We start from the raw sequence: 13,393 nt of genomic DNA, 5'->3' as shown, positions 1-13,393 counted from the left end.
CTCCAATCGTTCTCTTCTAGAATAGAGACATTGGAGGCGATTTTTTATGAAGCATACGTTTCAAATGAACCTCGACTGGACCGGCGGACGCAACGACGTCGGAACGATCGAGGCCGAACGGTTAAAGACACAGATATCGATTCCCCCGGAAATGGACGGGCCCGGCATCGGCACGAACCCCGATGAGATGTTGCTCGGTGCTGCGGCGACCTGCTATATCATCACACTTGCGGCTATGCTCGGGCGAAGCGAACTGCCGCATCAAGGCATCACGATTGACGCCGAAGGCATCGTCGACGTGACGAACGGTGTCTTCACGTATGAGACGATTCGCTACACGACACGTATCAACGTTCCAAAAACGGCCACAAATCGCGATATCACGCTCGTCGAACGAATCGCCAAAAAAGCGAAGGATGGCTGTATGATTTCACGCGCCTTGGCCGGCAACGTCGCGTTCGAACTCGACACGACGGTCACGCGCGTCGTCTGACGATGTATCGCTTCGTATCCCCCTTGCAGGAAGGGGTCATCCTGAAACGCCGCAATCGGTTCGTGATGGACGTATTGCTCGGCGACACTGTCGTCGCCTGCCACTGTCCGGTCACAGGCCGCATCGGTGACCTCGTCTTTGACGGGGTTCCTTGCCTCGTCTCAGCGACGGACGACCCGCGACGGAACACCGCCTTCACGGTGGAGGCCATCTCGATTGACGCGGACCGACAATGGATTGGAATTCATCAAGGCCGCGTCAACGATTTCGTCGAACATTGGTTGCGGACGAACGTGATTTCAGCTTTTCCTTCTCCGAGACATGTGGAACGAGAGAAAGTCGTCGATGCGTCACGAATCGACTTTAAAGTCGATGGCACTTATATCGAAGTGAAAGCACCTCTAGCCGAGTTGTTCGTAACGCCTCTCCCCCGCTTTGAACGGCGTGCGGTGACGAGACCAATCGAGACCGAACGGTTGATTCGACATCTCGAGACACTCATTGCGACGTTGCCGAAAACGGGTCGGGCCGTCTTGCTGTATGTTTTCTTATATGATGCGCCCATCTTCACCGGCAACCCGAATCGGAAACACGACTTACGAATTCGGCAGCTGATTCGCGACGCAATCGCGGACGGACTTGAAATCTGGCAAGTGAATGGCGAGGTGTCTACGGAAGGGATTCGTTTAACCCACTGTGTCGAGACGACGCCTCATTTCAAGTAAAAAAGCCATCAGCGATGGCTTTTTTACTGTAATAACAGTGGGGTCACGTACGCCTCGATGATCGCAGAGAGGGCGAGGAGCGGAACTGCGATGACGAGAAATGTCTTCACGCCTGCCACGAACAGCGCCTTGAACGTGACGTCGGTCTTTTTCCCGCGTAGTTTTTTCCAGATGTAACGGTTAAGCGACAACCCCATCGCCGCTCCGAGCAAGATGGCCGAGATTTCGGTGATGCCGTGGGGCAAAATGCCGAGCACGATGACCCGGATCACGGACTCACCGGCAAACCCAACAAGCATGGCGACCAGGCCGATGACCGCGGCGTTGATGACGACGAACATATACGGGATGAAGAGTGGGATCATCCCGAGTAGGAAAGCGAGCAACGTGACGCGCGTATTGTTCACGAATAGGGCAATCATCGTCTCGCGTGCGCTCGAATCGAACGTCAATCCTTGTGATTCAAACGATTCGCCGAGCTGAGCTAAAATTTCATCCACTTGTTCAGGAGCGATAACGGCCCGGAATAAAAAGTACGATCCGATGCCCGTCACGAGGAAGATGACCCAGAGCCGGAAGAAATCTCGACGGTAGTAGTTTGACCACGCTTCTTTCAACGAGAGCGTTGTTTTCATGGCTGATTCCCCCTTTCTTCTCTATACGAATCAGGCTGCTGTTTGTTTCATTTTTACCCACGACTGCGCGTTTTCAAAAAACGTGATACAATACACGTCGTAAACTAATCAGAAAAACGAGGGATCCTATACATGATTACAGTAAATAACGTAAGTCTCCAATTCGGTGGACGCAAGTTGTTCGAAGACGTGAACATCAAGTTCACACCAGGCAACTGCTACGGCTTGATCGGCGCGAACGGTGCCGGAAAGTCGACATTCTTAAAAATTCTTGCCGGCGAGCAAGAAACGACGACAGGTGACGTCAGCTTCTCACCTGGCGAACGCCTCGCCGTCCTCAAGCAGGACCATTATGCGTACGAAGATCAAGCGGTACTCGAGACGGTCATCATGGGCCACGAGCGTTTGTATCAAGTCATGAAAGAGAAAGACGCCATCTATATGAAGGAAGATTTCTCTGACGAAGATGGTATGCGCGCTGCTGAACTCGAAGGCGAATTCGCTGAGATGAACGGTTGGGAAGCCGAATCAGAAGCTGCCATGGTCCTTCAAGGACTAGGGATCACGGATGCCTCACACCACAAGCTCATGAGCGAGCTCACAGGTGGCGAGAAAGTCAAAGTCCTCCTTGCTCAAGCATTGTTTGGCAAACCTGACATTCTTCTCCTCGATGAGCCGACGAACGGTCTTGACCTCAAAGCGATCCAATGGCTTGAAGAGTTCTTGATCAACTTCGAGAATACCGTCATCGTCGTATCCCACGACCGTCACTTCTTGAACAAAGTCTGTACGCACATGGCCGACCTTGATTTCGGGAAGATCCAATTGTACGTCGGGAACTACGACTTCTGGTACGAGTCGAGCCAACTCGCTTCGCGTATGGCCAACGACCAGAACAAGAAAAAAGAAGAGAAAATCAAAGAACTTCAAAACTTCATCGCCCGTTTCAGCTCGAACGCCTCGAAGGCGCGTCAAGCGACGTCGCGTAAGAAGTTGCTCGATAAAATCACGCTCGACGATATCCGTCCATCATCACGTCGCTATCCGTTCGTCGGTTTCTCGATGGAACGTGAAATCGGGAACGACGTGCTCTACGTCGACAACGTCTCGAAGACGATCGATGGCGTCAAAGTACTCGACAACGTCACGTTCTCACTCAACAAGACGGACAAAGTCGCATTCGTCGGCCGTTCGGACGTTGCCATTACGACTCTCTTCAAAATCATCATGGGCGAGATGGAACCGGACACGGGTACGGTCAAATGGGGCGTGACGACGACACAGTCGTACTTCCCGAAAGACAACTCGGAATACTTCGAAGGCTCGGATAAGAGCATCTTGGATTGGTTACGCCAGTTCTCACCAGCCGACGAGTCGGATACGTTCCTTCGCGGTTTCCTCGGACGTATGCTCTTCTCAGGCGAAGAAGTCATGAAGAAAGCATCTGTCCTCTCAGGGGGAGAGAAAGTGCGTTGCATGCTCTCGAAAATGATGCTCTCGAACTCGAACGTCCTCGTCCTCGACGATCCGACGAACCACTTGGATCTCGAGTCGATCACAGCGCTCAACAACGGTCTCGAAACGTTCAAAGGCGTACTCCTCTTCAGCTCGCATGACCATCAGCTCATCTCGACGATTGCCACGCGCATCATCGAAGTGACGCCGAACGGGATTGTCGACAAAGAAGCGACGTACGACGAGTTCCTCGAGAACGAATCGCTTCAACAGCAAGTCGAGTCACTCTATCAGAACGCATAAGAAAAAAACGATCGGCCGCGGCCGATCGTTTTTTTTATTTGACCTCGACCGTCTCCATGATGTGTTCATGGATGTCGTGTCCTTTCGTCACATGGACTTGAACGTTGTATATGCCTGACTCTTTGAATGTATGCTCACCTGCATAGCTTCCGCCTTCCGTTTCATCAAGCTTCACCCAGTCGTGCTTGTCCGCTCCGTCTTTGAACACTTCGAGTTGGACGTCCGCACCCGTCAACGCCTCATGCTCAATTTCGACGTTGACTGTGAACGGTTGGACTTCATTGGCGACAGCTTGAGTCGGATCAAGGACAATGTCTGCTCCCGCGTGGTTGTGATGGTCTTGCTCAGCTTCAGCTTCAGCCTCGGCCGCCGTCTCCGGATGGCCGACCGTAACGTTCGTCGTCGGCATCGTATGCATCGAACGGGCCGTCACATGGACTTGCACCGTGTAAACTGCTTCTTCGACAAACGTCGTCTTCGCCTCGTAGACTCCATCTTCTGTGAGCGACGCTTTCGTCATCTCGCTCTCTTCCTTGGCGCCATTTTTCCAGACCTCGAACTTAATCTCGTCGGCATCATCGACCGCTTCACCGTCTTGTGTGACGCGAACCGCCAACGTGACCGTCTCGTCTTTGTCCGCCGTGGCCGGAACGTTTAATTCTGCTTCTACCGGTTCCATCGACTGCACCGTCTCCGTACCACTGGCCGTTTCATCGGCTCCGCACGCCCCAAGGACGAACAGACCGACGAGACCAAATGCCACCCCGAACCGTTTCATTGATTTGCTCATGTTGAATCCCCCTATTCAATCGCTTACATTCTTCACACATTGTTCATGATAGCACCCTTTTTTAGGAAATGTGTGAGGATTGTGTGATATTTGACACGTTTGTCACTCATAAATTGAACACAAATATTGAGAGTCATTATCCAAAAATTCCTTTCCCTATTTTTAGGGTTAGACGATGTTTACCACTAAAAGGGGGTATATAAAATATATACACAGCTCAATATATGGAAAGCCTTAACATCAAGATACATACACCCAAGAATGGAGGCGAAACCAAAATGAAGAGCAAGTTTGTACGTGTGTTGATGGCCTTGTTGATTATGTTGGCACCGTTAGTCGCTTATCCAAAATCGGCTGACGCCGCCGCTTCGAAATTCATCACAAGCGTGAATACGACGAGTAAAGTTGTCGCGTTGACGTTCGATGACGGGGCGGATGGTGCGAATACGAATAAGATTTTGGACATACTTGCCAAGAACAATGTCAAAGCCACTTTCTTTTTGACTGGATCAGGCGCCAATAACCATCCTCAATACATTAAAAACATCGCAGCTAAAGGTCACCAACTCGGTAACCATTCGTATACCCATCCAGACTTCACAAAGTTGACCGCCACGCAAATGAAATCAGAACTTGATCGGACGGAAGCAAAAATCAAATCCATTACCGGTAAAACGACAAAACCAATCTTCCGGGCACCATTCGGCGCCGTCAATAGCGCCGTGTTGAGCGGAGTCGGCGCTGCCGGCTACGGCTATACGATTCAATGGAACATCGATACCGTGGACTGGAAAGGAGTCACCGCTAGCCAAATCAATACGAAAGTACAGGCGAACATCAAACCAGGCTCAATCGTCTTGATGCACACCGGTGCCGGCGCTCCAGGTACACCACTCGCCTTGCCGACGATGATTGCCCAGTTGAAAGCGAAAGGCTACAAGTTCGTCACCGTCTCGCAATTGCTCGCTTACCAAAACACATCTACCAGCAAAACGTATACCGTCAAATCAGGCGATACGCTCTATAGCATCGCCCGAGCTTACAACGTCACAGTCGCTGCGCTCGCTGCGGCCAACAAAATTACAAACTACAGTCTCATCTATGTCGGACAAGTGCTCGTCATCCCGGGTACCACTGTAACTCCTCCACCTACGACGACCGTCAAGTATACGGTTAAATCGGGTGACACGCTCTATAAGATCGCCACTTTGTACAAAACGACCGTCGCTAAGATTGCAGCCGCCAACAATATTACGAACGTCAACTCCATCTATGTCGGACAAGTACTGATCATCCCAGGTACAACCGTCACACCACCGACGACTACGGTGAAATACACGGTAAAATCAGGGGATACGCTCTACAAGATTGCGACGATGTATAACACGACTGTCGCTAAGATTGCAGCCGCCAACAATATTACGAACGTCAGCTTGATTAGCGTCGGGCAAGTGCTTACAATCCCACGCTAACCAAAAAAGTGTCCTCCGCTTTTCGGGGGGACACTTTTTTATGCGCCAAGACACTCATCGACCATCGCGATTGCGACGTTCGCGTCATCAATTCCATGGACGAGCACACGACCGTCTTTAAACAAAAGCATCCGATGATTCCGCCATCGCCATTCTAATGTGAACGGTGTCTGTTTCACAGCGATGTCCGCACGCTCGAGTTGATGTGCGATTGGTTCAAGCCCTTCAATGGACCGACGGACTTGGACGACGTCACGCCCACAGAGGAGTGCTGTCTGTTGCCGATTCGGGACGAGGCTCGGATAGTCGCGGTTTTGACAAGAAGGACAAGACACATCGACGAGACGTGCGACATCTAGTCGCTGTGACTGGTTTTCCCACATATCTTCAATCAAGAGTCGACGTTCCATCTTTTCATGACGCCCCGTCAAATATTTCAATGCCTCAACGGCTTGACGACTTGCCACATGTTGAACGATTGGCGCTACCACCCCCGCTGTCGCGCACGTTTGCCCGGCTAGCGGCAAATGACGCATGAGACAACGAAGACACGGCGCTTCTCCCGGCATCACCGTGTAGTTCATGCCGTATGCCCCGACGCAAGAGGCAAACAAGAACGGAATGCCACGCTCGAGTGCGAAATCGTTCAATAGAAGACGCGTCTCGACGTTATCGGTTGCGTCCAAGATGAGATCAACGGACGGCAAAGGCCGAAGCCAATCCCACGAGACATCGGCGATTTGCGCGTCCAACTCAACGTCTGAGTTGATGGCCCGCAGGCGTTCGAGCGCTGCGACCGCTTTCGGCGTCTCGGAACGTGCGTCCTGTTCCGTATAGAGCGTCTGTCGTTGTAAGTTCGTCACCTCGACATAGTCGCGGTCGACGAGGATGAGCGAGACGCCGGCCCGAACAAGTTGATCGCTAACGGCTGCCCCGAGCGCGCCGAGACCGACGACGAGCACTCGTTTCTCCATCAGATGTTCTTGGCCCTCCACCCCGATGCCGTGGAACCGGGCCTGCCGCGCGTAACGTTCCGGGATATGTGTCATCGGATGTAGTCCCCTGACTTCCCGCCTTGTTTCTCGAGCAAGTATGTCGGTCCGATGACGATGCCTTTATCGACTGCTTTCGTCATATCGTACACGGTCAATGCAGCGACCATTGCTGCCGTCAACGCCTCCATCTCGACACCGGTATCGCCTTTCGTTTTCACAAACGACTCGATGATGAGCTGTGTCCCGTCCCATTCGAACGTCAAATCGACTTTTTTCAAGGCGAGCGGATGACACATCGGAATGATGCGGCTCGTCTCTTTGGCGGCCATGATGCCAGCCACTTGAGCGACAGCGAGTACATCCCCTTTTGCAAGACCCCCATCCGTGATGAGCTGTTTGAGTTCACCGCTCAGTTCAACTGATGTACGGGCCCGAGCAGTACGTGTCGTTTCCGGTTTATCCGAGACATCGACCATCCTCGCCCGCCCTTGGTTGTTCATATGTGTCAATTCCATCGTTTACCCTCCGCTCACCATTGGAATGACGGCGACCGTGTCCCCGTCTGCAACCGTGTATTCGTCCGTCTCATAGCGCTCATTGACCGCGAACATGAGACGTTCCGCTCCTGACACGCCCCGCTCGGCCAAATCCGCTCGCAAGGCGGCGATTGTTTGTGGCGCTGAAACGGTATAGGACCGGACCGCCAACTCTTCTGCCACGTGGGCAAAACATAATACCTCAATCATGTGTACGTCACTCCTTCCGGGCGTCCTGGGTGTTGTTCTTTTTGATCACCCATCCATTTCGTGCCGTCGGTCCAATGCTCCCGTTTCCAAATCGGGACAATTTCTTTAATCCGTTCGATGGCGTAACGATTCGCCTCGTAGGCGTCGGCGCGATGGGAAGAACTCGTCGCGATGACGACCGCTTCTTCCATGATATCGAGTCGTCCAATCCGGTGATGGATCGCCGTCAACGCACCAGGCCAACGTTCCGCTACTTCTTTCGCGATTTGTTCGAGCATCTTCTCGGCCATCGGTACGTATGATTCATACTCCAAGAGTTCGGTCTGTTTGGAACCAGTCATTTCCCGCACCGTCCCGATAAACAGCACGACCGCCCCGACGTTTCGATGTCGGACCGTTTCGTAAAGTGCCATCGGTTCGAGCGGATGTTCATTCACTTGATACCATTTCATCCTCCATCCACCTTTCCACTGAACGCATCAACCGGTCCTTGTCTGCCACGGAGTCTCCGCGTGCGATCACGTTCGTCACATCGACCGGTTGTTCATGCCCGTCTCGCACGAGCACCACTTTCGGATAATCTTTCCGTTTGTATCCTTCGATTAGCACGATGTCGACGTGCGCCTCGTACCAGTTGAGGAGCAATTCAAACGTATCGACCGCTTGCCACTCGATCAACGTCCCGTCCTCACCGATCACACTCGATAGCACGGCACCGGCCAACGCGTGACGGTGCGAGTCAGTCATCGGCAAGTCGAACGACCCTCCGTGACCGTGGTGCTTGATGACGCCGACACGGAGCCCCGTCGCCGACAAGCGTGTTGTCAGCTCGGAGACGAACGATGTCTTGCCGCTATTTTGATAGCCGACCACTTGTAAAATCAAAGCCGATCGATGATTCGACATCGCACCGTGTCTCCTTTCTGAAACCCTCTCGTCCCGCCTGGCAGATGAATCAACGCGTTACACGTCGCGAGCGAGGAGACGATGCCCGACTTATCTTTACCGCTCGGATGAACGACCGTCTGCCCGGTCGCATCAATCGTCACATGTCCACGGACGAAGCGGTCGAACGGATTCGGTTTCGGGAAATCGACACCGAGTTCCGCCAAAATGACAGGACGTTCCGTTTGTCCGAACAACGTCTTCATGTACGTACCGACAAACAGTTCCGTGCCGACAAAACAGGCAGACGGATTGCCGGATAAACCGAACAACAGCCGACCTTCGACATGCGCGACCGTCGTGACGGATCCTGGCCGCATCCCGACTTTATTAAACAGTACTGTCGCTCCGAGCGCCTCATACACATCCGGTAAATAATCGAAATCGCCGACCGATACCCCGCCTGTCGTGACGATGGCATCACTCGTCTGAAGCGCTTCTTCGACCGCCCGCTTCGTCGAAGTGAACGTATCCGGCAAGATGCCGCCATACGTTGCCGCGCCGCCAAGCTCCTCGATTTGGGCAAGAATCATATACGCATTCGAATTATAAATTTGCCCGTCGGCTTTCTTCCGCCCCGGTTCGACGAGCTCGTCTCCAGTCGCGAACACGGTGATGTGTGGTTTCACGTACACGTCGACTTGTTCATAGCCGAACGTTGCGAGCAAGGCGATGACGCCTGGATTGATGCGGGTGCCTCGGCCGACGATATGCGTTCCTGCCGCCACATCTTCCCCGCGATAGGAGATGTTGGCATCACGGGCCGGTCGTTTGAACGTCACGACTCGTTCATCCGCTTGTACGAGCTCGAGCATGACGACCGCATCGGCTCCGTCTGGAATTTTTGCCCCGGTCATGATGCGAATCGCCTCGCCGGCGCGGAGCGGTTCTCCGACGTGTCCAGCTCCCTGAACGTATTGAATGGGTAATGTCACCGGTTCATCGCGGTTCGCAGTCAACAAGTCCGCGGAACGGACAGCAAAACCGTCATATGGCGACTTGTCAAACGCCGGAACGTCATGCGTCGCGACGAGATCCATCGCTAAAATCCGTCCGTTCGTCCGATGCAACGGTACCGTTTCCGTCCGACCTCTCCCCGTCGCTTCTTCGACGCGTGCGACCGCCTCGTCAACGGCGAGCGGCTTACGAAATAGCGTCGATCCCTTTTCCATTACTCCACTTCCTTTCCTAGCACTTCTTCATAATCTCTCAGTGTGTTCACATTTTTAAACCAGTCCCGTTCAGCAAACGAGACGATTGTCGCCTCTGTCAAGTGAGGCATGACCGCCCGTTCGCCTCGACGTAACGCGGATTCGAACTGGGACAGTATCGAGCGGGGATACAAGGCGATGAGCGGATGGATTCGATTGTCGGCGTAGGCGACAACCGGCTGATTCCCTCGTTCTATCGCAAGCCGTTCATAAACGGTCGGCGGCAACAAAGGTGTATCACACGCACAGATGGCATACCATTCAGCCGGGACGTGCCGCATGACGGTGACGATGCCAGCGAGCGGCCCCATGCCGCACCATTCTCTGTCGTCTTCGAGTTGATAGGGTGTCATCGACTGTCCGGCCGGCACGACGCTCCATTGGGACGTCGTCGTGGTACTAAGCGTCTGTCGTGCCCGGTCTTCAAACGAGACGTCCTCATAACGGGCTTTCCATTTGGGAGACCCGAACCGACGTGACTTCCCGCCTGCCAAGACGATCCCAATCATCGTGTCGCTTCCCAGACGATATGGGAGAGCTCAGGGAGAATCAAGCGAGTCATCGCCAAGTCGACGGCGCCTCGCGACCCTGGCATCGAAAAGATGATCGTATCCCCGATGCGTCCTGCTAAAGCTCGCGACAACATCGCCGCCGGTCCGATATCTTCCGTGAAGCTGACATAACGGAACAACTCGCCGAAGCCGACCATTTCCCGGTCAAGCAGCGGTCGAATCGTCTCAATGGTGACGTCCCGTTTCGTGATGCCCGTTCCTCCGGTCGTCAAGATGACATCCATTTTTTCGTCGACCATTCGTCTGACAGCCGCTTCGATTTCAAATGGGTCATCTTTCGTGATCTCACGGTATGTGACCGTGTGTGCTTCTTCTTTTAACAGCGTGCAAATATGTTCGCCTGACACGTCCGTATCGAGTGTGCGCGTATCCGAGATCGTTAAAATCGCTGCCCGGACACGCTGTGTGTTTTGATGTACATGGTTGTGTGCTTGCATCGTCTTCATCCTCCGATATAACTCATTTCAATCCGGTTACGTGTCCGACTCCCAGTTTGTGACCGTTCTTCCGAATAGCGGTCGTCCCGTACTTCCCATACCATTTTCAGTGTCATGGCGATCAATTCATCGCTCGCCCCACTGCGGAGCAATTCGCGGATATCGGTCCCGTCTTCAGCGAACAGGCACGTGTACCATTTGCCGTCACTCGATAGGCGGCCTCGCGTACACGTTCCGCAGAACGGTTGGCTGACCGAAGAGATGAAGCCGACTTGCGCCCCATCCGTGTAACGGTAACGTTGCGCGACTTCTCCTAGTGTTTCGGGTGCAAGCGGTTCAAGTAATCCATTTCGTTGTTTCAACACCTCAAGAATCGATTCAGACGACACGACATGTTCGACGTTCCATTCATTCGCCGTGCCGACATCCATGAACTCGATGTAACGGAGCGTGATGTTCCGTTCTTTGAAATACGCGGCCATAGGGGCGACTTCATGATCGTTCCAGCCTTTTCGGACGACCATGTTCACTTTCACTTCGAGCCCTTGCCGTTTCGCCTCATCGATTCCTCGTAATACCGTCTCGGGCGACGTGCCGCGTCCGTTCATCATCCCGAACGTCTCGGCCGATAAGGCGTCTAGACTGACGTTGACCCGGTCGAGCCCAGCTTGCTTCAACACTTTCGCCATCCGTTCTAAATAGACGCCGTTCGTCGTCAACCCGATCGTCTCGATGGTCGTGACCGCGCGAAGGCGGCGAATCAGTTCATCGAGATTCGGCCTGAGTAGCGGTTCGCCCCCGGTCAGACGCACTTTTTTCACGCCGTGTGGGGCGATGATGCGAACGAAGCGCTCGATCTCGTCAAACGATAACAACTCATCTCGTTTTAAAAATTGGTGGTGGCGGAACGCCTCTTCCGGCATGCAGTATCGGCAACGAAAGTTGCATTTATCAATGACTGAGATGCGTAAGTCTTCCAACGGTCGTCTCCGTCGATCGGTCCATGGTGTCATCTTGGTTCATCCTTTCTATCCATCAACGACAGCAGGGACCCTCACAGTCCCTGCGTCGATTTGTCAGCGAATCGGCTTTTCAGCACCGCTGCGCAAGTAATAATAAATTGTGGTGGCAATCGAGATCGCATAGAGCCCTAGCATGACGAACAACGCACCGTTGAACGAACCGACGAGCTCGAGCGACCAACCGAACATCTTCGGAATGAAGAAGGCTCCGTAAGCAGCAAACGCTGCCGAGAATCCGACGACGGCCGGTGTCTTCGTCGCCACGAACACGTGGGGAATCATCGCGAACGTCGCTCCAGAGTTGAGTCCTGTTGCGATGAACAAGACGACGAAGGAGATGAAAAACATCGTCAAGTTGCTGTTCGTGATGGCCATGATGACACTGATCGTACCGAGCGCCATGATTCCGAACACGATTAATGTCACTTTGGCCGCTCCGATCTTATCACTGATCCAGCCCCCGAACGGACGCGAAGAGGCGCCAAGGAATGCACCAAGGAAGGCGAGCGCCATCAAGTCCGACTCAGGGAACTTTAACTTTAAAATCATCGGGAACGCTGCGGCATATCCAATGAAGGAACCGAACGCCGCCGTGTAGAGCAACGTTTGAATCCAAAAATGTTTGTCTTTAAACACGCTCGCCTGTTCACGAAGCGATTGACGCGCGGTCGGTAAGTTATCCATGAACAAGTATGCGCAGACCGTCAAAATGATGGTCGGCACGACCCAAAGGAGCGCGGCGTTTTGAAGCCAAATCTCTTCGCCGGTCTCGGTCACGAGTGCGTTCCCGCCGATGAACCCGAAAATACTTGTCGTGATGACGAGCGGTGTGATCAATTGGACGAGCGAGACGCCCAAGTTCCCGATGCCTCCGTTAATCCCTAGCGCCGTCCCTTTTTTCGCTTTCGGATAAAACGCGCCGATGTTGGCGTTTGATGACGAGAAGTTTCCGCCGCCTAGTCCGCAAAGTGCGGCCAAAATCATGAATACCCAATACGGCGTATTGACGTTTTGAACGGCATAGGCGATGCCTAGGAGCGGCAACAACAAAATCGATGTCGAGAAGATCGTCCAGTTCCGACCGCCGAATATACTGTTTGCGAACGTATAGAAAAAGCGCAACGTCGCCCCGACGAGTCCAGGTAGGGCGGCCAACGTGAACAACTGGCCTTGCGTAAAGCTAAACCCGATTGAATTCAATTGGACGGCCGCGACCGACCACATTTGCCAGACGATGAATGCAAGCGTCAGTGCCGGGACCGAGACGAGCAAGTTCCGATTGGCGACTTGTTTTCCCGTCCCTTCCCAAAATCCCACATCCTCCGGCTTCCACTCGGCGAGTGCGTGTGACCCTTTGTCTAATTGTTGCATGGTCTATTCCTCCTCTTAACGGTTCAATTCGTACCCTAATCCCATCCTATCGACCGTCCTCTTAAAAAAGTGTGCCTTCTTTCACACTTATTTCGCATCTTGAGTTTTTTTCTCACCCTGTCATCAATCTGTGACAAAATCGCCTATCTTTTGTTTCTGTGACATTGAACACAGAAAAACCCTCCCCGATTCCTTACGATAAGGAATAGAGGAGGGATTAA

At 53.1% G+C, this 13,393-nt stretch carries 16 protein-coding genes; 4 read left to right on the top strand and 12 right to left on the bottom strand.

Annotated elements, in window-relative coordinates; translation table 11 throughout:
- Window positions 1-46 precede the first annotated feature (46 nt).
- Together KNP78_RS06270 and KNP78_RS06265 are read left to right on the top strand one after the other, a co-directional pair.
- A complete protein-coding gene (locus tag KNP78_RS06270; RefSeq protein ID WP_214823460.1) occupies window positions 47-493 on the top strand; it encodes an SACOL1771 family peroxiredoxin in 447 nt (148 codons plus the stop codon).
- A 2-nt stretch (window positions 494-495) separates the two neighbouring features.
- Complete coding sequence (locus KNP78_RS06265; RefSeq protein WP_214754829.1) at window positions 496-1,218, top strand: DNA/RNA nuclease SfsA; 723 nt, start codon at window positions 496-498, stop codon at window positions 1,216-1,218.
- 23 nt (window positions 1,219-1,241) lie between these two features.
- On the opposite strand, the gene KNP78_RS06260 is transcribed toward KNP78_RS06265, so the two are convergent.
- The gene (locus tag KNP78_RS06260; protein WP_214823459.1) at window positions 1,242-1,853 is read right to left on the bottom strand and encodes a stage II sporulation protein M; all 612 of its coding nucleotides are present in this window, start codon (window positions 1,851-1,853) and stop codon (window positions 1,242-1,244) included.
- 132 nt (window positions 1,854-1,985) lie between these two features.
- Here KNP78_RS06260 and KNP78_RS06255 point away from each other — a divergent pair, with 132 nt between their 5' ends.
- Window positions 1,986-3,611, top strand: coding sequence for an ABC-F family ATP-binding cassette domain-containing protein (locus KNP78_RS06255; RefSeq protein ID WP_034780623.1), 1,626 nt, complete (start codon window positions 1,986-1,988; stop codon window positions 3,609-3,611).
- A gap of 34 nt (window positions 3,612-3,645) precedes the next feature.
- Here KNP78_RS06255 and KNP78_RS06250 read toward each other — a convergent pair whose 3' ends face one another.
- Complete coding sequence (locus tag KNP78_RS06250; protein ID WP_214823458.1) at window positions 3,646-4,401, bottom strand: FixH family protein; 756 nt, start codon at window positions 4,399-4,401, stop codon at window positions 3,646-3,648.
- Window positions 4,402-4,679: 278 nt separating this feature from the next.
- Here KNP78_RS06250 and KNP78_RS06245 point away from each other — a divergent pair, with 278 nt between their 5' ends.
- Window positions 4,680-5,873: a LysM peptidoglycan-binding domain-containing protein gene (locus tag KNP78_RS06245; protein ID WP_214823457.1), complete on the top strand. Its 1,194-nt coding sequence runs from the start codon at window positions 4,680-4,682 to the stop codon at window positions 5,871-5,873.
- Window positions 5,874-5,911: 38 nt separating this feature from the next.
- On the opposite strand, the gene KNP78_RS06240 is transcribed toward KNP78_RS06245, so the two are convergent.
- The 10 genes from KNP78_RS06240 to KNP78_RS06195 all read right to left on the bottom strand — a co-directional run bounded on the left by KNP78_RS06240 (window position 5,912) and on the right by KNP78_RS06195 (window position 13,172).
- Window positions 5,912-6,922, bottom strand: coding sequence for a ThiF family adenylyltransferase (locus KNP78_RS06240; protein WP_214797399.1), 1,011 nt, complete (start codon window positions 6,920-6,922; stop codon window positions 5,912-5,914).
- A complete protein-coding gene (gene moaC / locus KNP78_RS06235) occupies window positions 6,919-7,383 on the bottom strand; it encodes a cyclic pyranopterin monophosphate synthase MoaC (protein WP_214718575.1) in 465 nt (154 codons plus the stop codon). The genes KNP78_RS06240 and moaC overlap by 4 nt, the downstream gene beginning before the upstream one ends.
- 3 nt (window positions 7,384-7,386) lie before the next feature.
- The gene (locus KNP78_RS06230; protein ID WP_015880400.1) at window positions 7,387-7,614 is read right to left on the bottom strand and encodes a MoaD/ThiS family protein; all 228 of its coding nucleotides are present in this window, start codon (window positions 7,612-7,614) and stop codon (window positions 7,387-7,389) included.
- The gene (locus KNP78_RS06225) at window positions 7,611-8,066 is read right to left on the bottom strand and encodes a molybdenum cofactor biosynthesis protein MoaE (RefSeq protein ID WP_015880399.1); all 456 of its coding nucleotides are present in this window, start codon (window positions 8,064-8,066) and stop codon (window positions 7,611-7,613) included. The genes KNP78_RS06230 and KNP78_RS06225 overlap by 4 nt, the downstream gene beginning before the upstream one ends.
- Complete coding sequence (gene mobB, locus KNP78_RS06220) at window positions 8,044-8,520, bottom strand: molybdopterin-guanine dinucleotide biosynthesis protein B (RefSeq protein ID WP_034780611.1); 477 nt, start codon at window positions 8,518-8,520, stop codon at window positions 8,044-8,046. The genes KNP78_RS06225 and mobB overlap by 23 nt, the downstream gene beginning before the upstream one ends.
- Window positions 8,496-9,731, bottom strand: a complete 1,236-nt coding sequence (locus tag KNP78_RS06215; RefSeq protein WP_214797397.1) for a molybdopterin molybdotransferase MoeA — start codon at window positions 9,729-9,731, stop codon at window positions 8,496-8,498. Before KNP78_RS06215 ends, mobB begins: the two co-directional genes overlap by 25 nt.
- The gene (locus KNP78_RS06210; RefSeq protein WP_214797396.1) at window positions 9,731-10,279 is read right to left on the bottom strand and encodes a molybdenum cofactor guanylyltransferase; all 549 of its coding nucleotides are present in this window, start codon (window positions 10,277-10,279) and stop codon (window positions 9,731-9,733) included. The genes KNP78_RS06215 and KNP78_RS06210 overlap by 1 nt, the downstream gene beginning before the upstream one ends.
- Window positions 10,276-10,779 carry a MogA/MoaB family molybdenum cofactor biosynthesis protein gene (locus KNP78_RS06205; RefSeq protein ID WP_114164944.1) on the bottom strand — a complete coding sequence of 168 codons (504 nt, stop codon included), beginning with the start codon at window positions 10,777-10,779 and terminating at the stop codon, window positions 10,276-10,278. Before KNP78_RS06205 ends, KNP78_RS06210 begins: the two co-directional genes overlap by 4 nt.
- Window positions 10,780-10,784: 5 nt before the next feature.
- Window positions 10,785-11,792, bottom strand: coding sequence for a GTP 3',8-cyclase MoaA (gene moaA, locus KNP78_RS06200; protein ID WP_214797395.1), 1,008 nt, complete (start codon window positions 11,790-11,792; stop codon window positions 10,785-10,787).
- A 63-nt stretch (window positions 11,793-11,855) separates the two neighbouring features.
- Window positions 11,856-13,172, bottom strand: coding sequence for an MFS transporter (locus tag KNP78_RS06195; RefSeq protein WP_211781932.1), 1,317 nt, complete (start codon window positions 13,170-13,172; stop codon window positions 11,856-11,858).
- Window positions 13,173-13,393 lie beyond the last annotated feature (221 nt).

Source organism: Exiguobacterium sp. s28 (assembly GCF_018618135.1).
Classification (GTDB): Bacteria; Bacillota; Bacilli; order Exiguobacteriales; family Exiguobacteriaceae; genus Exiguobacterium; species Exiguobacterium mexicanum_A.
Note: the sequence above shows the minus strand (reverse complement) of the source record. Positions and strands in the feature narration are given on the sequence as shown.

Bases quoted from the DNA above. Each gene is read 5' to 3' on its own strand.
- KNP78_RS06270 (WP_214823460.1), top strand. From the start codon at position 47: ATGAAGCATACGTTTCAAATGAACCTCGACTGGACCGGCGGACGCAAC.
- KNP78_RS06265 (WP_214754829.1), top strand. From the start codon at position 496: ATGTATCGCTTCGTATCCCCCTTGCAGGAAGGGGTCATCCTGAAACGC.
- KNP78_RS06260 (WP_214823459.1), bottom strand. From the start codon at position 1,853: ATGAAAACAACGCTCTCGTTGAAAGAAGCGTGGTCAAACTACTACCGT.
- KNP78_RS06255 (WP_034780623.1), top strand. From the start codon at position 1,986: ATGATTACAGTAAATAACGTAAGTCTCCAATTCGGTGGACGCAAGTTG.
- KNP78_RS06250 (WP_214823458.1), bottom strand. From the start codon at position 4,401: ATGAGCAAATCAATGAAACGGTTCGGGGTGGCATTTGGTCTCGTCGGT.
- KNP78_RS06245 (WP_214823457.1), top strand. From the start codon at position 4,680: ATGAAGAGCAAGTTTGTACGTGTGTTGATGGCCTTGTTGATTATGTTG.
- KNP78_RS06240 (WP_214797399.1), bottom strand. From the start codon at position 6,922: ATGACACATATCCCGGAACGTTACGCGCGGCAGGCCCGGTTCCACGGC.
- moaC (WP_214718575.1), bottom strand. From the start codon at position 7,383: ATGGAATTGACACATATGAACAACCAAGGGCGGGCGAGGATGGTCGAT.
- KNP78_RS06230 (WP_015880400.1), bottom strand. From the start codon at position 7,614: ATGATTGAGGTATTATGTTTTGCCCACGTGGCAGAAGAGTTGGCGGTC.
- KNP78_RS06225 (WP_015880399.1), bottom strand. From the start codon at position 8,066: ATGAAATGGTATCAAGTGAATGAACATCCGCTCGAACCGATGGCACTT.
- mobB (WP_034780611.1), bottom strand. From the start codon at position 8,520: ATGTCGAATCATCGATCGGCTTTGATTTTACAAGTGGTCGGCTATCAA.
- KNP78_RS06215 (WP_214797397.1), bottom strand. From the start codon at position 9,731: ATGGAAAAGGGATCGACGCTATTTCGTAAGCCGCTCGCCGTTGACGAG.
- KNP78_RS06210 (WP_214797396.1), bottom strand. From the start codon at position 10,279: ATGATTGGGATCGTCTTGGCAGGCGGGAAGTCACGTCGGTTCGGGTCT.
- KNP78_RS06205 (WP_114164944.1), bottom strand. From the start codon at position 10,779: ATGCAAGCACACAACCATGTACATCAAAACACACAGCGTGTCCGGGCA.
- moaA (WP_214797395.1), bottom strand. From the start codon at position 11,792: ATGACACCATGGACCGATCGACGGAGACGACCGTTGGAAGACTTACGC.
- KNP78_RS06195 (WP_211781932.1), bottom strand. From the start codon at position 13,172: ATGCAACAATTAGACAAAGGGTCACACGCACTCGCCGAGTGGAAGCCG.